Annotated in this window: 15 protein-coding genes; 4 read left to right on the top strand and 11 right to left on the bottom strand. The window is 59.4% G+C overall.

Going from position 1 to position 22,490, the window contains the following annotated elements:
• The first annotated feature begins 112 nt into the window (after window positions 1-112).
• The gene (locus PG5_RS25745; RefSeq protein ID WP_020799999.1) at window positions 113-1,078 is read left to right on the top strand and encodes a bile acid:sodium symporter family protein; all 966 of its coding nucleotides are present in this window, start codon (window positions 113-115) and stop codon (window positions 1,076-1,078) included.
• Between the two features lie 119 nt (window positions 1,079-1,197).
• Window positions 1,198-1,512 (top strand): quaternary ammonium compound efflux SMR transporter SugE, encoded by a 315-nt coding sequence (sugE, locus tag PG5_RS25740; RefSeq protein WP_020799998.1) that lies wholly within the window; start codon window positions 1,198-1,200, stop codon window positions 1,510-1,512.
• Window positions 1,513-1,580: 68 nt separating this feature from the next.
• Here sugE and PG5_RS25735 read toward each other — a convergent pair whose 3' ends face one another.
• From PG5_RS25735 to PG5_RS25705, 7 genes are all read right to left on the bottom strand, one after another.
• The gene (locus PG5_RS25735) at window positions 1,581-2,375 is read right to left on the bottom strand and encodes a TenA family transcriptional regulator (protein WP_020799997.1); all 795 of its coding nucleotides are present in this window, start codon (window positions 2,373-2,375) and stop codon (window positions 1,581-1,583) included.
• Between the two features lie 45 nt (window positions 2,376-2,420).
• Window positions 2,421-4,880 carry an EAL domain-containing protein gene (locus PG5_RS25730; RefSeq protein WP_042955738.1) on the bottom strand — a complete coding sequence of 820 codons (2,460 nt, stop codon included), beginning with the start codon at window positions 4,878-4,880 and terminating at the stop codon, window positions 2,421-2,423.
• 136 nt (window positions 4,881-5,016) lie between these two features.
• On the bottom strand, window positions 5,017-6,834 hold the full coding sequence (locus PG5_RS25725; RefSeq protein ID WP_020799995.1) for an ABC transporter ATP-binding protein: 1,818 nt from the start codon (window positions 6,832-6,834) through the stop codon (window positions 5,017-5,019).
• Complete coding sequence (locus tag PG5_RS25720; RefSeq protein WP_173667180.1) at window positions 6,827-7,429, bottom strand: DsbA family protein; 603 nt, start codon at window positions 7,427-7,429, stop codon at window positions 6,827-6,829. Before PG5_RS25720 ends, PG5_RS25725 begins: the two co-directional genes overlap by 8 nt.
• 36 nt (window positions 7,430-7,465) lie before the next feature.
• Window positions 7,466-8,407: a rhodanese-related sulfurtransferase gene (locus tag PG5_RS25715; RefSeq protein WP_020799993.1), complete on the bottom strand. Its 942-nt coding sequence runs from the start codon at window positions 8,405-8,407 to the stop codon at window positions 7,466-7,468.
• 171 nt (window positions 8,408-8,578) lie between these two features.
• Window positions 8,579-8,878: a BolA family transcriptional regulator gene (locus tag PG5_RS25710; protein ID WP_020799992.1), complete on the bottom strand. Its 300-nt coding sequence runs from the start codon at window positions 8,876-8,878 to the stop codon at window positions 8,579-8,581.
• Window positions 8,879-8,891: 13 nt separating this feature from the next.
• Window positions 8,892-9,413 carry a DUF2059 domain-containing protein gene (locus PG5_RS25705; protein WP_020799991.1) on the bottom strand — a complete coding sequence of 174 codons (522 nt, stop codon included), beginning with the start codon at window positions 9,411-9,413 and terminating at the stop codon, window positions 8,892-8,894.
• Between the two features lie 192 nt (window positions 9,414-9,605).
• On the opposite strand from PG5_RS25705, the gene PG5_RS25700 reads away from it, so the two are divergent.
• A complete protein-coding gene (locus PG5_RS25700) occupies window positions 9,606-11,000 on the top strand; it encodes a class II fumarate hydratase (RefSeq protein WP_033043106.1) in 1,395 nt (464 codons plus the stop codon).
• 479 nt (window positions 11,001-11,479) lie between these two features.
• Here the strand turns inward: PG5_RS25700 and PG5_RS25695 are convergent, their stop codons facing one another.
• The 3 genes from PG5_RS25695 to pap form a co-directional block, all read right to left on the bottom strand.
• On the bottom strand, window positions 11,480-12,439 hold the full coding sequence (locus PG5_RS25695; protein WP_020799989.1) for a DMT family transporter: 960 nt from the start codon (window positions 12,437-12,439) through the stop codon (window positions 11,480-11,482).
• A gap of 131 nt (window positions 12,440-12,570) precedes the next feature.
• On the bottom strand, window positions 12,571-13,755 hold the full coding sequence (locus tag PG5_RS25690; RefSeq protein ID WP_020799988.1) for an acetyl-CoA C-acyltransferase: 1,185 nt from the start codon (window positions 13,753-13,755) through the stop codon (window positions 12,571-12,573).
• 105 nt (window positions 13,756-13,860) lie between these two features.
• Window positions 13,861-15,366, bottom strand: a complete 1,506-nt coding sequence (gene pap / locus PG5_RS25685) for a polyphosphate:AMP phosphotransferase (protein WP_020799987.1) — start codon at window positions 15,364-15,366, stop codon at window positions 13,861-13,863.
• Window positions 15,367-15,525: 159 nt separating this feature from the next.
• On the opposite strand from pap, the gene mnmC reads away from it, so the two are divergent.
• Window positions 15,526-17,508, top strand: coding sequence for a bifunctional tRNA (5-methylaminomethyl-2-thiouridine)(34)-methyltransferase MnmD/FAD-dependent 5-carboxymethylaminomethyl-2-thiouridine(34) oxidoreductase MnmC (gene mnmC / locus PG5_RS25680; RefSeq protein ID WP_042955737.1), 1,983 nt, complete (start codon window positions 15,526-15,528; stop codon window positions 17,506-17,508).
• 5 nt (window positions 17,509-17,513) lie between these two features.
• Here mnmC and PG5_RS25675 read toward each other — a convergent pair whose 3' ends face one another.
• Window positions 17,514-22,331: an NEL-type E3 ubiquitin ligase domain-containing protein gene (locus PG5_RS25675; protein ID WP_020799985.1), complete on the bottom strand. Its 4,818-nt coding sequence runs from the start codon at window positions 22,329-22,331 to the stop codon at window positions 17,514-17,516.
• Window positions 22,332-22,490 lie beyond the last annotated feature (159 nt).

Genomic DNA, 22,490 nt, shown 5'->3' with positions numbered 1-22,490 from the left:
AGCTCCTACATTGGAATGCGTTTCCTTGTAGGAGCTGCCGCAGGCTGCGATCTTTTTTTGCGAGCAGCGTATGCTTAGCTCCCTAACGCTTTCTTACAATAAGGATCTGGCCATGCGTGCACTGGCTGCATTGAGTCGTTTTGTCGGTAACACCTTTGCCTACTGGGTACTGATTTTCGCCGTCGTGGCATTCCTGCAGCCGGCCTGGTTCATCGGCCTCAAGGGCGCCATCGTGCCGTTGCTGGGGTTGGTGATGTTCGGCATGGGCCTGACCCTCAAGCTCGACGACTTCGCCGAGGTCGCCCGCCACCCGTGGCGCGTGGCCTTGGGCGTGGTGGCGCATTTCGTGATCATGCCTGGCGTGGCGTGGTTGCTCTGCCAGGCGTTCCATTTGCCCCCGGAGATTGCCGTCGGCGTGATTCTGGTCGGTTGCTGCCCAAGCGGCACCTCGTCGAACGTGATGACTTGGCTGGCACGCGGCGACCTGGCGTTGTCGGTGGCCATCGCTGCCGTGACCACCCTCCTCGCTCCGCTCCTGACACCCGCCTTGATCTGGCTGCTGGCTTCGGCCTGGCTGCCGGTGTCGTTCATGGAGCTGTTCTGGTCGATTCTCCAGGTAGTGCTGCTGCCGATCGTACTGGGTGTCGCTGCCCAGCGACTGCTCGGCGACAAGGTTCGCCACGCTGTGGACGTGTTGCCTCTGGTTTCGGTGGTGAGCATCGTGATCATCGTCACCGCCGTGGTGGCCGCCAGCCAGGCGAAAATTGCCGAATCGGGCCTGTTGATCATGGCCGTGGTCATGCTGCACAACAGCTTTGGTTACCTGCTGGGTTACTTCACCGGGCGCCTGTTCAAATTGCCACTGGCCCAGCGCAAATCCCTGGCGCTGGAAGTCGGCATGCAGAACTCAGGGCTGGGCGCCGCCTTGGCCAGTGCGCACTTTTCGCCTTTGGCGGCGGTACCGAGCGCGTTGTTCAGTGTCTGGCACAACATTTCCGGGGCGTTGCTCTCGACGTATTTCCGTCGCATGAGCGAGAAGCAGGATCGTGAAGTCGCCGCGCGACAGGCGACCGACTGAACCGAAACTTGATCCCAGGGTTAATGCTGGGCACTATATTGCGCAACGCGAGGACGACCTCGCGGCTCGATCGAGTCATTAACCTTGGGGACGACCCCGTCAATGGATGGAGGTCTTCCATGTCCTGGATCATTCTGTTTTTCGCCGGCTTGTTCGAAGTCGGCTGGGCCGTTGGCCTCAAGTACACCGATGGTTTCAGCCGCCCTCTCCCTACGGCATTGACCGTTGCCGCCATGGCCATCAGCCTTGGCTTGCTCGGCCTTGCGATGAAGGAGTTGCCGCTGGGCACGGCCTATGCGATCTGGACCGGAGTGGGTGCAGTCGGCACCGTGATTGCCGGAATCATTTTGTTTGGCGAATCCATGGCGCTGGTCCGCCTGGCCAGTGTGGCATTGATCATCACCGGCCTGGTGGGGCTTAAAGTCAGCGCCTGACTACAGCCCACCTGCAAAAAAGCCCGCCTCCTGTCACCAGGGGCGGGCTTTTTCATGAACGCAATCTGTCAGCTTTCGGCCATCTCCAATCGCTCACGCATCACCGAGGCCTTTTCCGAATGCTCCAGCTGCATGCAACGCTCCAGGAACAGGAACATATAGTCGTAGCTCTTGCACACGGCCTGGCGCAATTCGATTTGCAATGACTTACTCGGATTCATCCCGGCCAGGGTGCAGATGATTTCCAGCGCTTCCCAAGGGTGGGCATCGTCATACTGGGCGTGCATCTTCAACCATTTCATGGCCCGCTTGCGATCCTCCTCCGGGAAGGCTGACGCGTACAGACCATTGGAACAGACCACCGCCGACCACTCACCGGTCGCGCCTTCGATGGCGTAGTTGGTGGCGGCAATGGCAACGATCAGCGAATCAGCGGAACTGGTGTGCCAGCACCAATGGCTCAAGGCGTGAAGCTCGGGGGCTACCTGCTGCGCCTGCAGATCTTCCAGGCTGACGCCGTGGGCACGGCTCCAGTTCACCCAGTAGTCGGCGTGGTTGAGTTCGACACGGATGTTGCGCATCAACCAGCGACGCGCCATGTCCTCGCCCGGGTGGCGGGCAAAACGGGTCTTGGTCAGGTTCTGCGCCATGTATAACGCGAACTGTTCGACCACGGGCCAGCCCCCGATAAGGTACTGGCGCATCGTCTTGGCACTGAGTCTGTTATCTCGCATGCGCTGATACAGCTCGTGCTCTACAACCCGGCGCTTACTCGCGCTGCAATCCTGAATCAGGCGCTGGGCCCAGTCGGGATAACTTGCAGCTTCCATGAGTGGTCCGGTTCGGTTGAATGTCTCGATCACTGTCGGGCTCCTTTTGATTGTGATTGTTCCGATCAACGAGAGACTTCAACGGAACGTGCCGGGCGCCTTGAACAACAGGGGCTGCGGCCTGGCTGGACGACTTTTCAAGCTATCGCAGGTAAACAGATGCGGGCGTTCAATGACATACCCTTGAGCGTAATCAACTCCGATATCCAGCAATGCCTGCTCGATCTGGGGCGTTTCAACAAACTCGGCAATCGTACGCTTACCCATGACATGACCGATGTGGTTGATCACTTCGACCATGGCGCGGTTAATCGGGTCGTCCAGCATATCCTTTACGAAACTCCCGTCGATCTTCAGGAAGTCTACAGGCAAATGTTTCAAGTATGCGAACGAGGACATACCGGCGCAAAAGTCATCCAGGGAAAACAGACACCCTAAACCTTTGAGTTCGTTAATAAATTTAATTGCACTCGCCAGATTGGAAATGGCGCTGGTTTCAGTGATTTCAAAACAAATTATTTCAGGTGGTATGGCGTAACTAATGAACTGTTGACGCAGGAAGTCCAGGAACGCTTCATCTCCTATAGTTGTGCCTGACAGATTAATCGCGCACATCGCTAAAGGCTCGTTGTGCTTTTCGGCCATACATTGGGCAATGATCTTGAACACGTTCTTTACAACCCAACGATCCAGGGTCGTCATCAAGCCATAGCGTTCTGCTGCCGGAATAAAACTGTCCGGCAATATCATGCGACCCGCTTCATCATGCAGACGCAGCAGGATTTCGATATGCCCGCCACCTTGTTCGACACGACCAAGCGGCGCGATTTCCTGGGCGTACAGACAAAAACGGTCTTCTTCCAGGGCCATGTGCAAGCGCTGCACCCAGGCCATCTCGCCAAAGCGCAGGGACAGCTCCGAGTCGTCGGCGTGATATACCTGAACCCGGTTGCGGCCCTTTTCCTTGGCCATGTAGCAGGCCATGTCAGCCGCGCGCAGCGAGACTTCCAGGGTGGTCGGATGGGCATTGATGTGCACCAGGCCGATGCTCACGGTGGTCACGAACGGCCGCCCCTTCCAGACGAAGTGCAGGTTCTGCACGGTCTGGCGCAACCCCTCGGCAATTTTTTCAGCTGCCTGCGGAGCACAGTTCTCCAGCAGGATGCCAAACTCGTCGCCGCCCAACCGGGCCAGGGTGTCGCCCTCGCGCAATCCGGATTGCAACAGTGCACAGATATGCCGCAGCAACTCGTCACCCGCCGCGTGTCCGCTGGTGTCGTTGACCAACTTGAACTGATCCAGGTCGAGGAACATCAAGGCGTGGCGCCCCGATTGTCGCGTCAGGCCCTGCAGCGCCTGTTCCAGACGGAATTCGAACTCGCGGCGGTTGGCGAGCCCGGTCAGCGCATCATGGGTCGCCTGCCAGGAGAGATTGGCAATGTATTGCCGCTCCTGGGTCATGTCATGCAGCACCAGCACGGCACCGCTGACCTTCCCGGCATTGCGGATCGGCGCCCCGACCAGGGTGACCGACACCGTGCTGCCATCAAGGCGCTGAATGAGCTTGGAATGTTCGCTGCCGCCACTGAGCTGACCGCTCAGGATGTGCTCGATCAAGGTAAAACCATCGGCTTGGGCATTGTCATCCAGCAGATTGAACAGCGCCGCCAGCGGCAACCCGCTCGCCTGTTCGGCTTTCCAGTGGGTCAAGGCTTCGGCGGCCGGATTCATGTAGGCGATCGCGCCCTCGACATTGGTGGTGATCACCGCGTCGCCAATCGATTGCAGGGTGATTTGCGCCCGCTCCTTCTCCAGCTGCAGGGCGTCGGCAAAGGCGTGCCGCTGCTTGAGCAGCTTATGTGTGCGCAGCAGCGCCAGGGCGATCAGGCCGAGGGCGGTGGCCAGATTCGTTGCCAGTAGCAGGCGCATGATCATCCGCGAGCCTTCGCCAAGGGCATCGCTGAAGGCCTTCGCCGCCGGCGTCACCCCGTTGTTGATATCGAAAATCTGTTCTTTCCAGCGCTGGATGTCGTCAGGATGGGCCGGCTTGATGCTGATGTGGCGGTGCATGTCCCTGGCGACATCATCGAGTTGATCAAGGTACGCATCACCCACGGTCCAGCGATCGATGGCTTTCTCGAGGTAGCTGAAATGGCGAAAATTGAGGTAAAGCCAGATCAGGCTGGGAACGTCATCGGGGTGGTTGCCACCCTTGAGAATCGCCAGCCTGGCCGCTTCGATATCGGGTGGCTGCTGGTCAAGTGCCAGACGCAGCTCATGCCCGCCCTGAGGGACGGCAATGGCCTCCTGATACTTGAGGAATTTGCTCTCATCGCGACTGTCGGCATACAGGTTGAGGTAATAGATCGCGTCCTTCTGGCCCTTGGACCACAGGCTTTCGCCGGCAACATAACCGCGCACCGCCGACAATACATAAAGACTGACGCCCCCCAACAGGGCCTGAAATAACACAACGGCAATAAAAGGCCAGACGATGCCCAGCAACCGTGGCGTTCCGAGAGTCCGCGCTTGATTCATGAGGTCCCTTTGTTTAGCACTGCCAGATCATCATCCACGTGATCGCTACAGCTAGACTAGGGGGCCTTCCGCATCCCAGCAAGCGTCAACCCTCCTCCTCTTGCAGGAAAGTCCACTCGAGGTGCCTGGCACTGACTCAGTGCTGCTGCAAATGCCCATAAAGCTTGGCGTACAAACCACCATCGGCAATCAGCTGCTGATGGTCGCCATCCTCGGCGATCTGACCGCCGTCAAACACCAGCACCCGGTCGGCCTGTTTCACCGCGGACAAGCGGTGCGCAATGATTAACGTGGTGCGATGGCTCAAGAACCGCGCCAGCGCCTGGTGCAGGTTGTATTCGGTGGCGGCATCCAGGGCCGAGGTGGCCTCGTCGAGAATCACCACCTTGGGGTCGGCCAATACCATCCGCGCAATGGCCAGGCGTTGGCGCTGGCCGCCGGACAAGCGCACGCCGGAACGCCCGACGATGCTGTCCAGGCCATTGGGCAACTCGCGTACAGTGGTGTGCAGTTGGGCGATTTCCAGCGCTTGCCAGCAAGCCTCGTCGCTGCGCTCACGCCCCATGGTCAGGTTTGCGCGCACCGTGTCGTTGAACAGCGCCGGATGTTGCAGGACCACGGCGACATTTTCGCGCACGGTCTCCAGGCCGATCTCCTGCTGGGTCGAACCGCCGAAACGGATGGTCCCCGCCAGCGGCGTGTACAAGCCCAGCAGCAACTGCACCAGTGTGCTTTTGCCGCCACCGCTGGCACCGACGATCGCGACTTTTTCACCGGGAGCGATCGACAGATCCATCTGGTTCAAGACCAGTTCGTCGCCATAGCCGAAACTCAATCCCTGGACTTCGATGCCAACGGTTTCGCGACCTTTGAACGGGTCGACACCACCTGGGTATTGCGGCTCATCGGCCCGGGCAAGCAGCTCGTTGATCCGCGATAATGCGCCGCCGGCGGCGTAATACGCGTACTGCAAATTCAGCAGCTGTTCGACCGGACCGATCATGAACCACAGGTAGCTGAATACCGCGAGCATCTGGCCGATGGACAGGTCGGAAAACAGCACGGTAAGCATCGCTGCAGCACGAAAAATATCGATGCCGAACTGGAACAACAAACCGCTGGCCCGGTTCGACGCATCGGTTTTCCATTGCGAGTTCACCGCATAATCGCGAACGTCCCGGGCGCGTCGCCCCAAACGACCGAGGAAAAAGCCCTGGCGGTTACCGGCGCGCACTTCCTGGATCGCGTCCAGGGTTTCGGTCAATGCCTGGGTGAAGCGCGAGGTGCTGTCGTTCTCGAGTTTCTTCAGGTGCTTGACCCGCTTGCCCAATTGCACCGTGGCGTAGATCACCAGCGGATTGAACAACAGGATCAGCAGCGCCAGCTGCCAGTGCATCCACACCAGAATGCCCGCGGTGCCGACCAGCGTCAGCATGGCCACCAGGAAACGACTGAGGGTTTCGCCGACAAACTTGTCCAGGGTGTCGAGATCGGTCACCAGGTGCGTGGTCACCGTGCCGCTGCCCAGGCTTTCGTATTCCCCCAGCGAAATACGCTTGAGGCGTTCGATCAGACGGATGCGAATACGGTAGACGATGTCCTTGGCCAAGGAGGCGAACAAGCGCGCCTGCACCACGTTGAACAGCAATGCCGCGCACCGCAGGGCCAGGGTCACCACCAGCATCAGGCCGATGTAGCCCGCGGCTTTCTGCCAGGCCTCGGGCAGCGCCAGGTTCATGATTTTCAGCGCGGCGTCGCCGTGCCCCAGCAACACTTCGTCTACCAGCAATGGCAGGAGCAAGGGAATAGGTACGCTGCACAGGGTCGCCAACACGGCTACACCGTTGGCGATCCACAGGGATTTCTTGTGATGAAGAGCCAGACGACGGATTTCTGCCCAGCTCAGCCGGTCGACACGTTTAACGGTTGGGGTGTCGTTGGCGGGATCATGCACAGGCGGCACGCTCCAGCCAGCGACCGAGCAAGGGGGACAGGACGCCAAGCGGCTGGTAGCCATTGGTCAGCAACGCCAATTGACCATTGCGTTCAGCCAGCAACGTCGGGAAACCGGCGATGCCAAGGTCCTGGACCCAGGTGAAATCGGCAGCCGTCGCGGCGTGCGTATCGGCACGGTCGAAAGCGGCGGCGAACTCGATGCGCGGCAGCCCGGCCTGTTCCGCCAACTCCACCAGAACGCTGGCGTGGGTGACATCGCGGCCTTCGGCGTAAAACGCATGCTGGATCAATCCCAGCAGCTTCCACGCGCAATCCGGTGCCAGGCCGCGTGCCGTCACCAACGCCCGGCAGGCCGGCTCGGTGTCATAGACGAAGCCGTCGGGCAACGCGCCGTCGAGCTTGAAGGGTTGCCCCGTGGCCTCGTTGACCGCCTGCCAGTGCTCCAGAATATAACGGCGGGTGGTCGGCTCCAGGGCCGAACCACTGCCGGTGCGCAAACCACCTACCACCAGGTGCACGTCCACGCCTGCGGCTTGCGCCTGCTCGACCAACGCGTTGGCCACCGGCGCGAAGCCCCAGCACCAGGAACACATCGGGTCCATCACATAGAGCAGGCGTGCAGACATGGTTCAGGCCTCGGTGGATGCTTGCTTGTAGTTGTAGCCGATCGGGTGCGGCATGTTGCGTGCCTTGGCCAGTTCGATCTGCTTTTGCCGGTCGATGGCGCTGCGACGGGTTTTCTCGCTCAGCGTATTCCAGCAATGCGGGCAACTGATCCCGGCCACATAATGCTCGGAGGCGCGATCTTCGACGCTGACCGGTGTGCGACAGGCATGACATTGATCGTAGTCGCCTTCGCTAAGGTCGTGGCGAACCGTCACGCGGTTGTCGAACACGAAGCAGTCGCCCTGCCACTTGGTTTCTTCCTGAGGCACCTCCTCGAGGTATTTCAGGATGCCACCCTTGAGGTGGTAGACCTCATCGAAGCCCTCGCTGAGCATGTAGCTCGACGCTTTTTCACAACGAATGCCGCCGGTGCAGAACATCGCCACCTTCTTGTGCACGGTCGGGTCGAAGTTGGCTTTGATGTAGTCGGGAAACTCGCGAAAACTGGTGGTTTTCGGGTCAATTGCACCTTCAAAGGTGCCAATCGAGACTTCATAGTCATTGCGGGTATCGATCAACAGGACTTCCGGATCGCTGATCAGCGCATTCCAGTCCTGCGGATCGACGTAGGTGCCGACTTTCTTGTTCGGGTCCACGCCTTCAACGCCCAGGGTCACGATCTCTTTCTTGAGCTTGACCTTGGTGCGGTAGAACGGCTGCTCGTCGCAGTACGACTCTTTATGGTCGATGTCGTCCATGCGCGGGTCGTTCTTGAGCCAGGCCATCAGCCCGTCGATGCCTTCGCGGCTGCCGGACACGGTGCCGTTGATGCCTTCTTCGGCGATCAGCAGCGTGCCTTTGATGCCGTTGTCGACCATGGCCTTGAGCAGGGGCTCGCGCATGGCGACGTAATCTTGCAGGGTGACGAACTTATACAGTGCCGCCACGACAATCTGTTGTGTCATGGGTAAATCTCCAGGTGGCTACCCTCGTAAGGGGTGAACCGGATGCGAAAAAAAACGCGCCGCAGGAGCGACGCGCTGAACATTCTAACAAAAAAGATCGCAGCCTGCGGCAGCTCCTACAGGAGAACGCATTCCCCTGTAGGAGCTGCCGCAGGCTGCGATCTTTTGATCTTAGTGCTTGCTGCCACCGGCACAAGTCGGCGAGGCCGGGGCCGCGTCGATTTGCGCCCATTCCTCAGGCGTGTAGGTATGCAGCGCCAAGGCATGGAACTCGCCCATCAGCTCGCCAAGCGTGCCGTAGACCTTCTGGTGGCGCTTGACCCGGTTCAAGCCTTCGAACTGCGCACTGACCACCACGGCCTTGAAGTGGGTTTGCAAACCACGGCTGTGCATGTGGCTTTCATCAAGCACCTGCAGATACTCGGGCTGTAGCAAACCCAGTGTCGATTCAATGCGTTGTTGCATGGTCATTCCCAACTCCGGCTCAAGGCTTTTTCTTGGCGGGAGCGGCGCCTTTAGGCTCCAGCTCGGCGGTCATGTCAGCCAGCAGCTTGTTGACCACAGGCACCGCGCTTTCCAGCTTGGCCTGGGTCATCTGGGCCGACTGCTGGGTCAGCTGCGGCATTTTCTCCAGGACTTTCTTGCCCAGTGGCGACTGGTAGAACGCGACCAGGTCCTTGAGCTCAGACTCGGTGAAGTTGGTGGTGTAGAGCTTGACCATGTCCGGTTTCAGCTTGTTCCAGCCAATGGCTTGGTCCAGAGCAGCGTTGGCCTTGGCCTGGTAGGTTTCCAGTACGGCTTTTTTCGATTCGGGGGCTTTGGTTTGCTGGAAGCGCTGGGCAAACATCTGCTGTACTTGCATGTACACCGGAGTACCCAGTTTGTCGGCATGCGCCAGGGTCAGGAAAGCCTCGGCACTGGCGTTGTGGCTGGCGGTATCGGCAAAAACAGGGCCGCTGGCGCAGACCAGTGCAACCGCGGTACAGATGGCACGAAGACGAGTCATCGAGTTTCCTTTTCTAGCAGGCGAGGTAAAACCCCAAGGACGTCCATTCTGCGCCTAAAAAACTCTGTCGCTCAACCCCAAGCCTTGTCGCGCCTGATTTAGAGGGGTTGAATCAGCAGATTCCAGACTGATGGAACCACGGCCGGCGATCACGGCCTAAACTGCGCAATCAGACCTACAGGAGTGTGCATGATGAGCCGAATCGAAACCGACAGCCTGGGCCAGGTGGAAGTCCCGGATGAGGCCTATTGGGGTGCTCAAACGCAACGCTCGCTGGTCAACTTCGCCATCGGCGACGAACGGATGCCGCTGGCGGTACTGCACGCCTTGGCACTGATCAAGAAAGCGGCGGCACGAGTCAACGACCGTAACGGCGATTTGCCCGCCGACATTGCCAGGCTGATCGAACAGGCGGCCGATGAAGTGCTCGACGGCGAGCATGACGATCAATTCCCGCTGGTGGTCTGGCAGACCGGCAGCGGCACCCAGAGCAACATGAACGTCAACGAAGTGATCGCCGGGCGCGCCAACGAGCTGGCCGGCAACCCACGCGGCGGCAAGTCCCCGGTGCATCCCAACGATCACGTCAACCGTTCCCAGAGTTCCAACGACTGTTTTCCCACAGCCATGCACATCGCCACCGTACAGGCGGTGCAACAACACTTGCTGCCGGCGATCAGTGAGCTGTCCGGTGGCCTGGCCGAGCTGTCAGCCCGCCACATGAAACTGGTCAAGACCGGCCGCACCCACATGATGGACGCCACCCCCATCACCTTTGGCCAGGAAGTCTCGGCGTTCATCGCCCAGCTCGATTACGCCGAACGGGCGATCCGCAGCGCGCTGCCTGCGGTCTGTGAACTGGCCCAGGGCGGTACGGCGGTCGGCACCGGGCTGAACTCCCCCCACGGCTTCGGTGAAGCCATCGCCGCGGAAATTGCCGCCCTGTCCGGCTTGCCGTTCATCACCGCGCCCAACAAGTTTGCGGCCCTGGCCGGCCATGAGCCGCTGACTTCACTGTCCGGCGCGCTGAAAACCCTCGCCGTGACGCTGATGAAAATTGCCAATGACTTGCGCTTGCTGGGCTCCGGCCCGCGCGCCGGCTTCGCCGAAGTGAAACTGCCGGCCAACGAACCGGGCAGCTCGATCATGCCGGGCAAGGTCAATCCGACCCAGTGCGAAGCACTGTCGATGCTGGCCTGCCAGGTCTTGGGCAACGACGTGACCATCGGCTTCGCGGCGAGCCAGGGTCACTTGCAGCTCAATGTGTTCAAGCCGGTGATCATCCACAACCTGCTGCAATCGATCCGCTTGCTGGCCGATGGCTGCAGCAACTTCCAGCAGCACTGCATCGCCGGCCTGGAACCGGACGCGGGGAAAATGGCTGAGCATCTGGAACAAGGGTTGATGCTGGTGACAGCGTTGAACCCGCACATTGGTTATGACAAATCGGCGGAGATTGCCAAGAAGGCTTACAGCGAAGGGCTGACATTGCGTGCGGCGGCGTTGCAGCTGGGGTATCTGACCGATGAAGAGTTCGATGCCTGGGTGCGGCCGGAGAACATGTTGGAGGCCGGGGCCAAGGGCTGAGTCTTTAGTGCCTGATAGTCGGCTTTCGCGGGCAAGCCCGCTCCCACAGATTTTGTGTCGACTGCAATATTTGTAACCGATGCCAATCCTTGTGGGAGGCCGCGGCCAAGGGCTGAGTTCTTTAGTGCCTGATAATCGGCTTTCGCGGGCAAGCCCGCTCCCACAGATTTTGTGTCGACTGCAATATTTGTAACCGATGCCAATTCTTGTGGGAGGCCGCGGCCAAGGGCTGAGTTCTTTAGTGCCTGATAATCGGCTTTCGCGGGCAAGCCCGCTCCCACAGGTTTTGCGTCGTTTGCAGTATTTGTGACCGACGCCAATCCTTGTGGGAGGCCGCGGCCAAGGGCTGAGTCTTTAGTGCCTGATAGTCGGCTTTCGCGGGCAAGCCCGCTCCCACAGATTTTGTGTCGACTGCAATATTTGTAACCGATGCCAATCCTTGTGGGAGCGAGCCTGCTCGCGAAGAATGATAACGCGGTCTAACTGGCCGCCATGCGCACCTTGCGAGCCTTGAGCCCGGCCATCAACGAGGGCCCCAACGCCACCAATGCCGAACCCAGTACCACCAACACCGCCCCGCCGTAACCCAGGCCATTGATGGTTTCGGCGTGCACGTACTCCGGCCACCACCAGGCGGCCAGTGCCACTGCGCCAAAAGTAACCAAGGGTGTAATGGCCAGCGTCGCACTCACCCGCGACGCCTCCCAATGCGCCAGCGCCTCGGCAAAGGCGCCATAGGCGATCAGGGTGTTCATGCAGCACGCCAGCAACAGCCAACCTTGCAACGGGTTAAGTTGCAGGGCTTCCAGCGGATGCACCCAAGGCGTCAGCAACAGCCCGCAAAACAGGTAGATCACCATCATCACCTGCAACGAATTCCACACGGTCAATAACTGCTTCTGCCCCAGCGCATAAAATGTCCAGACCGTGGAGGCCAGCAACACCAGCAGCACACCGGCGGTATAGTCGCTCAACGAGGTCAGCAACTCACTCAGGCGCTGGTTGAAAAACAGCGCAAAGCCGATCAACAACACCAACAAGCCAATCCCCTGCCCCAGGCTGAACCGCTCCTTGAACACGAACACACTGGCGATCAGCAACATGATCGGGCCCATCTGCACCACCAGTTGCGCGGTGCCTGGGCTGAGCAGGTTCAACCCCATCAGGTACAGCACGTAGTTGCCCACCAGGCCAAGCACTGCCATCAGCACCAGCCAGCCGCCCCGTGGCCCGAGCGCTTTGCGGCTCGGCAGGCGCCCGGTCGCCGCGAGGTAAATGAACAGGCAGCCACCGGACACCATCAGGCGAAACCAGGTCACCGTGACCGGGTCCATCACCAGCAGCACCTGCTTGAGTTTGATCGGCAGGATTCCCCACAACAGCGCGGTCAGCAAGGCCAGCAACAGCCCATAAACCCAGCGACCCGATGAAATGTGCATGCGAACCCCAATCCGGAAACAAGTCGCACCATTCTAGGCGCTGTGCCGCGTCGCACACAGGGACAGTTACCACTTGGCCGCGAATGAAACTGTGCAGGTCGCAGCATGCCGCTGGCCAGTCGAGCAGGCGACTAACGTACCGCCTCGAACAACCCGGTAGCCCCCATCCCACCGCCTACGCACATGGTGACGACGCCGTAGCGCAGATTGCGCCGCTGCAACTCGCGAACGATATGCCCGACCTGACGCGAACCGGTCATGCCGAATGGGTGGCCAATGGAGATCGAGCCGCCATTGACGTTGTACCTGTCATTATCGATCTCCAGCCGATTGCGCGCGTACAGGCACTGCGAGGCGAATGCTTCGTTGAGTTCCCACAAATCGATGTCACCCAGGTGCAAGCCCTTGGCCTTCAGCAGCTTGGGCACCGAGAACACCGGGCCGATGCCCATCTCGTCCGGTTCGCAACCGGCCACGGTGAATCCGCGGAAGAACGCCTTGGGCTGCAAGCCCAGCGCCAGGGCTTTCTCCAAGCTCATCACCAGGGTCATGGAGGCACCGTCGGACAACTGCGAGGAGTTACCGGCGGTGACCGAGCCGTCTTCGAGGAATACCGGCTTCAACCCGGCCAGGCTTTTCAGGGTGGTATCGGGACGGTTGCAGTCATCGTGATCCACGACCCCTTCGAGAATCTGCACTTCGCCTGTGGCCTTGTCTTCAACCCGGTACTTCACCGGCATTGGCACGATTTCATCGTCGAATAATCCCGCCGCTTGTGCCTGGGCAGTCCGCTGCTGACTTTGCAGGGCGTAAACATCCTGTTCTTCGCGACTGACGTTGTAACGTCGAGCGACGATTTCGGCGGTCTGCCCCATCGGAAAGTAGATGCCCGGCACCTGCTCCTTGAGCAGCGGATTGATCAGGTGATCGGTGTTGATGCTTTTCATCGTCAGGCTGATGGACTCGACGCCACCGGCAACGATGATGTCGCTGCAACCGGAGGCGATCTGGTTGGCGGCAATGGCAATCGCCTGCAAGCCCGAGGAGCAGAAGCGGTTGAGGGTCATGCCGGCGACGCCGATGCCCAGGCGCGACAATACCGCGACGTTACGCCCGATGTTATAGCCCTGGGAACCTTCGTTGGAGCCGGCACCGACGATGCAGTCCTCGACACTGGCCGGATCGATGCCGGTGCGCGCCAGCAAGGCGTCGACACAATGCGCCGCCATGTCATCGGGACGGGTCATGTTGAACTTGCCGCGAAAGGATTTGGCCAGGCCGGTCCGCACGCTGTCGACGATCACCACTTCACGCATGGCATACCTCATTGTTGTTGTCGGTTGAGAGTGGATCGAGCATAAGCCCACCCAATAACCGACCGCGACAATCATTCACCTCGCGTATGCGTAACCATCGCCTGACTACTTGCCCTTGCGCTTGCCCGATTTTTCGAACGCCTCTTCCAGGGCGCGGTTGATGGTGCGCAACACCTTGACCCGCGCCCAGCGCTTGTCATTGGCCTCCACCAGCGTCCAGGGCGAGATCTCGGTGCTGGTGCGGTCGACCATGTCGCCGACGGCGCTGCGATAGTCGTCCCACTTGTCACGGTTGCGCCAGTCGTCTTCGGTGATCTTGAAGCGTTTGAACGGAATCTCTTCACGCTCCTGGAAACGCTCCAGTTGCGTCTGCTTGTCGATGGCCAGCCAGAACTTGACCACAATCACCCCGGCGTCGCTCAGTTGCTCCTCAAAGTCGTTGATTTCACCGTAGGCACGCAGCCAGTCCGCCTGGGAGCAGAATCCTTCGACGCGTTCCACCAACACCCGGCCGTACCAGGAACGGTCGAACATGGTGAATTTGCCCCGGGCAGGAACATGCCGCCAAAAACGCCAGAGATACGGCTGCGCCCGTTCCTCTTCGGTGGGCGCGGCAATCGGCACGATACTGTATTGGCGCGGGTCCAGGGCCGCAGCCACGCGGCGAATCGCCCCACCCTTGCCCGCCGCGTCATTGCCTTCGAACACTGCCATCAATGCGTGTCGGCGCATGCGTTTGTCCCGCATCAAGCCGGAGAACCTGGCCTGCTCGGTAATCAGTTGCTCTTCATAATCGCCCTTGGCCAACTGCAAGGTCAGATCAAGGCTGTCCAGCAGGCTCAATTGATCAACGCTGGGAAACACAGGCGCGACGTTGACTTTTTCCGGGTGGATTTGCGGTCGTTTCAGGGCGTTCTGCAAGCCTTCGAGCAAAATCTTCCCCACCACCAGGCTGCGATAATGCGCATCCTTTCCGGCGATCACATGCCACGGTGCATAGTCGCGGCTGGTGCGCCGCAAGATGCGCTCACCGTATTTCACGAAGCGATCGTAGGTTTCGGACTGCTGCCAGTCCAGCGGGCTGATGCGCCAGCTGTGCAGCGGGTCGTCGGCCAACGCCTTGAGGCGTGCCTTCATTTGTTTCTTGGAGAGGTGGAACCAGAATTTGAAGATCAATGCGCCTTCGTCGCAAAGCATTTTTTCCAGGCGTTCGGCGCCGTTGATGCCTTGATCGAACCTGGGGTCCTTGATCACGCCGTGAACCCTGGCCTGCAGCATCTGGCTGTACCAGTTGCCGAAGAAAATGCCCATGCGGCCCTGGGCCGGAAGCATCCGCCAATAGCGCCAGGCCGGTGGCCGCGCAAGCTCCTCGTCAGTTTGCTGATCGAAGGTGCGGACCTCGATCAGGCGCGGGTCCATCCATTCATTGAGCAACTTGACCGTCTCGCCCTTGCCGGCGCCTTCGATGCCGTTGATCAGGATGATCACCGGAAACCGGCTCTGCTGGCGCAGTTCGAATTGCGCTTCAAGCAAGGCTTCACGCAAGGCCGGCACTTCGGCGTCGAAAGTTTCTTTATCAATGGCGTGATCGATTTCAGCGGATTCGAACATGAGCGGCTCCCTGGCAGATGTGAGCAAGACTAGTGGATTGAGCTCTCCTGCGGGGGAGAAATCCCATTTTCATCGCATGGGTGATTGCAGGTCTTGCCATGGATCATGCCCCCTGCCGCGATCGGATAGAATGGCGACCTTGCCGTTACCGAGCCTGCCATGAAACCTGTAATGCCCCACGCCCAGATCGACTGGGACGAACAAGGGCTCCCGCGCTCGCGGGTGTTCGACGATGTGTATTTTTCCGACCTGTCAGGGCTGGACGAAACCCGCTACGTGTTCCTGGAACAGAATGCCTTGGGGGAGCGTTTCGCGGCGCTTCCAGCGGGCGGTCGATTGGTGATTGGCGAAACCGGGTTCGGTACCGGATTGAATTTCTTGTGCGCCTGGCAGTTGTTCGAGCAGCACGCTGCGGCCGGTGCACGGTTGCATTTTGTCAGTGTCGAAAAGTACCCGCTGAGTCTTGCCGACCTGCAACGAGCGCTGGCGTTGTGGCCGGAACTCAAGCCGTTGGCCGATCAACTGCTGGCGCAATACAGGGCGATCCACCAGGGCTTCCAGCGCCTGGTCCTGGATAACGGCCGCGTCACGCTCACCTTGCTGATTGGCGATGCACTGGCGTTGCTACCGCAATTGGACGCGCAGATCGACGCCTGGTTTCTCGACGGCTTCGCCCCGGCGAAAAACCCCGACATGTGGACCGCCGAACTGTTTGCCGAGCTGGCCCGACTGGCGGCGCCCGGTTCAACCATCAGCACCTTCACCAGCACGGGTTGGGTGCGTCGCCTGTTGAATGCCGCCGGCTTCAAGATGAAACGAACGCCCGGCATCGGCCACAAATGGGAAATCCTGCGCGGCACCTTCCTCGGCTGGCCTGCGGAAAACCCGGCACCCGCTGCGGCGAAACCCTGGTTTGCCCGCCCGGCCTCGCTCACCTTTGAGCGTCGCGCGCTGGTGATCGGTGCCGGGTTGGCCGGTTGTGCCACGGCTGCCAGCCTCGCTGCTCGCGGCTGGCAGGTGAGTCTGTTGGAACGTCACGATGCGCTGGCGCAGGAAGCCTCGGGCAATCCCCAGGGCGTGCTGTACCTCAAGCTTTCCGCCCACGGCACAGCGCTGTCGCAATTGATTGTCAGCGGCTTCGGTTACACCCGGCGCTTGCTTGAGCATTTGCAACGGGGCGTTGACTGGGACGATTGCGGCGTCTTGCAACTGGCCTTCAATGCCAAGGAAACCGAGCGTCAGGCGCAATTGGCGACGGCGTTCCCCAGTGACTTACTGCACACACTCGATCAGGCACACGCCGAGGCTCGCGCCGGTATCGCACTGCCATCGGGGGGCCTGTTTTACCCCGAAGGCGGTTGGGTACACCCGCCTGCGCTGTGCCAATGGCAGGCTGGGCAATCGAACGTTGAACTGCTAACCCATCACGATGTGCTGGAGCTGCGCCGCGTGGACGGCGGTTGGCAAGCGTGGGATGGCGACAGCTTGTTGGCCGACGCACCCACCGTGGTGCTGGCCGGTGCCGCCGAGATCAAGCGATTCACCTACAGCAGCGAGTTGCCGCTCAAACGCATTCGCGGACAAATCACCCGTTTGCCCCAAACGACCGAAAGCCGGACGCTGAATACCGTAGTGTGCGCCGAAGGCTATATCGCGCCGGCACGCCTGGGCGAACACACGCTGGGGGCGAGTTTCGATTTCAACAGCGACGACCTGACCCCGACCACTGCCGAGCATTTGGGTAACTTGCAGATGCTCGAAGAAATCTCGCTGGATCTGGTCGCTCGGCTCGGTGCGCACACCTTGCAAGCCGATGAACTTGAAGGTCGTGCAGCGTTTCGCTGTACCAGCCCGGATTACCTGCCGATTGTCGGGCCACTGGCCGACAGCCAGGCATTCGCCGACGCCTACAGCGCCTTGAGCAAGGATGCCCGACAAACCCCGGACATCCCTTGCCCCTGGCTGGATGGCTTGTACGTCAATAGCGGCCACGGATCGCGAGGATTGATCACAGCGCCACTGTCAGGCGAATTGATCGCCGCGTGGCTGGATAACGAACCGCTGCCATTGCCCAGGACCGTCGCCGAGGCTTGCCATCCGAACCGTTTCGCCTTGCGCCGATTGATTCGAGGCAAGGCGTAAAGCGATCAATCCAGCGCAAAGCAAGTCCTTGACTCGTCAGCTTCCATGGCCGCCTCGGTCAGACGCTTCAACAAAGCGGCCTCGGCGTTGTGCAACTCATCGGCGATGCCGTCCACTGTGGCGCGATAATTCGCACCCAGCGTTGCCTCGTTTTCAAAGGCCGTTTCCATCCGCACGTGAAAGGGGGCGGTCAGGTCGGTGAATTGTTTGCCATGTTGCTGTCGCAAAAAGTCGCTCCAGAACGTACGGCCAGTGATATAGGTCGATAGCTCAGGTGAAATTTCCGCGGCAAGGACTTTGTTGTAGGCCAACTCCAGGTCATTTGCCTTGACGCCACTGAGCGATGCATAACGCATGTGCTGGGGCTGGCCGACCAGGTCAAGCCTGTCGGCCAGGCCGGTGCGATAAGCCAACTCCACTTCCACCGCATCGAGTGCTGGATTGACCTGGGAATTTTCCCGAGCAATTCTGGAAAGGTAATCCAGGCGAAACAGACTTCGCCCGAGTCTCAATAACCGAGCGGCCTGATCATGGGCGTTGGCGGACAGCCGAACCACCCTGTCAATTTCGACAGCGACCTCGAGATTACTGAAGATCGTCGCCGCGTCATCAGCGCAATGGGCCTTGACTGCCATTGACAGCAATTGAGTACGTAATGCCGAGTGAGCCTGGGTCGCCTCAATGACACTCCAGACCCGCCGGGTCATGTCTTCATTCACATAACGGCTATCGGCCGAATTTCCAACTTCTGCCAGCAACTCAAAGAATGCTTTCGATCCGGGTTCGTGCTTCAACGCCAGCCATGCACGATTACGACTGGCATAGGTCTCTTCAACCAGTTTGGGCATCCAAAGGTCTCGAGCCCTTTGATCATTGAGCACCGCGTTATCGTTTGGCAGCAGCCCCATCCCGATGCCCGTACGAACATGATAGGCCGCAAGCCTTGTTCGGCTAGACGCGGATACAGGGTTATGGCGCAAGTTGATCGCCAGGGCGAATCGCTGAGGGAGTTGAAACAGCCACTCCGGCAGTTCCCGAATCAGGTTTCCCCGCAGGTCCACGAAGTCCAGATACGGCAAACGGGAAAGTCCGACAGGCAATTCCGTCGCATGAGTATCGCGCAGTAACAGCTCTTTCAGGTTCAGCATTTTGCTGATGTCAATCGTGGCCCCCAGGCGATTGCCATTGAGCCCCAACGCACGCAAATTGCGCATGTCCGCCAGTTTGCGCAAGGTGTGTTCGGTCAGCTGTATCTGATTATCCTCCAGGCTCAAATGCCTGAGATCGGGCATGTGCGACAGCACTTCAGGCAATCGTGTGAGCTTATTGCGGTCCAGTTTCAGAGTGACCAGCTTTTTAAAAGGCTTGAGGAAGTACGCCAACTCATCGCCAGCCTGCATGTCCTTGACGGAAAGACTGCGCACATGGGCGACATCTTGCTCGGTCAGCGTCGGCAATGGGCCTACAAAGTTGCGCTCCAGCGTGAGCGTTGTAGAACCCTGAGTGGACCATGCTATCCGGCGCCAGCATCGTTCGATGGCATTGGCCACCTGTCGACGGCTGACACGGATGTCATTGAGCTGCCCCGGCAGTTTCTTCATTGCCACTTCATCGTCACGCCAGGCGTGCAGCACATCGAGCAGTTTTTTCAGTTGCAGCTCCAGCGCCTTGATTCGATTCACCCGCTGCAGCTGGGTAGTGCCGGCGCTGTCGAGAAACACCGAAGCCTGGGCATCGGAGAACAGTGGATAAAGCTTTTTAACTTTACGAATCAAGGCCCTTGCATAAGTGCCCGCAGCGGGAGGATCTGCCAGTACACAGGCAGCCAGGTGTTTGGGAGTATCACTGCGCTCTCCCCGTAACACGCGCCCGGTACGCGCCGGATCGCCGGCGCCGGCCTTCGACAGTCTTGAACGAAGAGCACGGACGTCCTGCACACCATCGCCCGTGAGCCCCATGCGAGTGCGCTGGGTGGCTGGCAAAGCGTCAAGTATCGACGTGACCAGCGTGTCGCTCATCAACGTGGAGGAAAAATTGCCATTGGTTTGAGTGACCTGGTAGCCGGTGGGCGTCTTTACAATGATACCGAGCGACTCTGCATCCACTGCACCGACGCTGTCCAGCAAGGTGCCGGTTGCTCGCCCCTGTCGCACTTCAAGCCGACAGCTTTCATCCCAGCCGTGCACCCTTTCCATCAGCCAGAGCGTCAGTCTGTTGGTATCGGCATTAGCCAAATGCGGCAGGTGCAACCCGGTGAGCGCACGGTCCTGCCTGAGCAGTGCCTGTGCCTCGCTGACCTGCCCCGCGAGATCCATGCCGAGGATCTTGCGGTCACGCAGAAAGCTGCGATCGTTGCCAGAGGCGTTATCCAGCAATTCCTGGCGCACGCGAACGGGAAGGTCTGCGGCGTGTTCACCCAGCGTCGCAACGTCACCGGTGGCGGTGCCGTCCCAGGTTTTATAGAGCCAGTCAAACAGCGGTTGGCGATTACTCTTGAGGCTCGTCGCGATCTTCTTCGCCAACAGCTGCGATTTCGATTCCGTGGTTGTGCTTGCGATGATGCCCTGCACCTCTGCCGGATAGAGACCACCGATGACTTTGTCGAGCAGTTTCCCAGACTCCAGATCCGACTGATAAACAAGCACGCTGTTGACGTTTTCATCCTCGTGTGGCCCTGTCTCGGGGAAGCGGGACACTACCAGGTCCGCCTCGTCGCGCACTTCGATGAAGCGTTCCGCCGGCCAGCCTGGCAACCTCGGCAGTGTATGCAGTTGCTCCTGGATGAAGTCCTTGTTTGCGCTCTCTCCCTCTTCCATTGCCGTGACCATCGCAGTGATGCGCCGGTCAATCCTGAAGCGCTCGACACAGTCCTTCAGCCGCTGCGGTAACTTGAGGTTGCTTTGATGAAGCTGGTGCAACGTGTCAGGCGTCATGTCGATGATGTCGGCAATCGCTTCCAGATCACTGCCCAGATCACTCAGGCGCGGATCCGTGCGCCCCAATGCATAAGCACCGTCGTGCCACTCGTGCGCGTGCTCATGAACATGCCGCCAGCCCCCTTCCACATTTCGCTCGACGGCAGGCGCGAATGCGTCGGTGCGCACAGGATGATTGAGCGTCCATGCCGATCCGGCGGCGTTGCGGGTGGCTCGATAAGGAACTCCCTCGATGACGATCGACGTCTGCCCGGCATGCCGGTAGAGGCCTTGCACATCAGGTTGCGCGCCGATTGGCAGAGTCGTGGTCTGTTCATAGGTGTCGAGGTTGGGCTTCCACAATCTGGCTCGACCATCAGCGCAAGTGACGGCCTCGAAACCGTCGAAGAATGCTCCCTGCTCCTTTACGCCCTTACCGATAGTGGTCGCGATAATTTTCCCGCCGACGGCAAACGCTGCCAACTGCGCGACGTTTTCCACAACGCTCAGCAAATGGGACAAAGCAGCGGTCCGCTCTCCGTGCGTCCACTCAACCACGCCTTCATACACTTCACTGATGATGTCGACGACAGCCGTAGCCAGCATGAACTGGCCGATCACCGGTACAAAAAAAGCGGCTGCGTTCAACAGCAGAAGACCACCATCGAGCAATGCCTGAAGGTTTTTTTCCCGCTCTTGCTCATCGACGTCTGCAGTCGGCACCGCAAGCATTCGTGCATTTTTTTTAGTCGTACTGACAAAAGTGCTGAAGAAAAAATCACCAAGGCAAGTGTCGCCAGGCGCGGCAACGAGTGTGCCCAGGGTCTTATCCTTGTCAAACTCGGTAAAAAAACCGGTTTTATCCTGGCCATGCAGGTACTGCTCGGCGAAAGACTTTCTGTAGCTTTTGCTTTGCAAGTGGAGGGTCAGGTAGACCTTGAAGTCATCCAGCGAAGCGTATTCATACAGCGGTCGTCGGGGTTCGTTCGGCATGTAAACCACACACCGGGCCTTCGGCTCGGTATCGATGGAGACTTTGCTGAAGACCAGTGCCCCACAGATGCAGGCGTCATGAATCATCAAGCCCTGCCACTGCACAGGCCCACCATCGAATAGCACGCCGCTGGCTTGAGCTGCCGGGAGATCCTGATCGATCACACTCAGCAGCATCGTGTAGGCAGCGGCAGTGATGTCCTTTTTCAGGGAGGCCATGTGCAGGACGACGCGCATATCCAGCATCTTCAGCCGCCGGATATCCGCGATGCTGGGCCGATCATCGGCAGGCGCATCATTGGCGGGTCTGGGCGGCAAGGCCAAAGCCTGGTCAATATGGCGCTGATAGCGGGCGCCCAGGTCGAGCTCACGCGACAGGGCGGCGAATTTTACAGGGATGATTTCAGCGCCTGATTGGGCTTGTTCATTGATGCGTATAACCGAGTCCGCTGAAAAACCGCCGCTCGTGGCTTCCTTAGCCGTAAAGTTTTCCATGGCGGCCTGAAGCAAGCTGCGTGATGTGGTGGTTACTCGACCAGCGGATCCGAAGACGGGGAGCACGCCTGTGGACGTGTACAGTGTTTTCGTAATGTCCAGCATGTCCCGCTCGACGTCGAAATCGACCGTCCATTTACCCTTGAGGAATGCGGTCAGTTGCTCTTTGCAGAATTCGTCCAGAGGCTTGAGCTTTTTGAGCGCCTCGGTGACCTTGCCCTGGGTCACAAAAGACTGCTCGAACGCCGCCTTCAAAGCCTGCACCACGCTCAAATCCGCGGTCGCCAACCAAGGGGCGATAGACGCTTGCAGCACTTGCGCCTTGTCCAGGTCGCCCGTGTGTTCCAACAAGGCTTCGAGACGTTGTGCCGATGTCAGTGGCACCGCCACGGGGGCGGGTTTGGAAGTCGTAGCCTGCATGAGCAATATCCTTATTGCGTTAAGAGACGCTCAGTTTAGGAAGCACCGCAGGCAATTGATAATTCGAATACCGGGTTGGATCGCCCCCCATCCAAGCAGCTACTTCTATGCATCCCATCAATAGTTACCGCCACGGCCAAGAGCGTTTCTGCCGTGCCT

The sequence above is a fragment of the Pseudomonas sp. G5(2012) genome (assembly GCF_000408945.1).
GTDB classification, from domain to species: domain Bacteria; phylum Pseudomonadota; class Gammaproteobacteria; order Pseudomonadales; family Pseudomonadaceae; genus Aquipseudomonas; species Aquipseudomonas umsongensis.
This window is presented reverse-complemented; position numbering and strand designations above follow the sequence as displayed.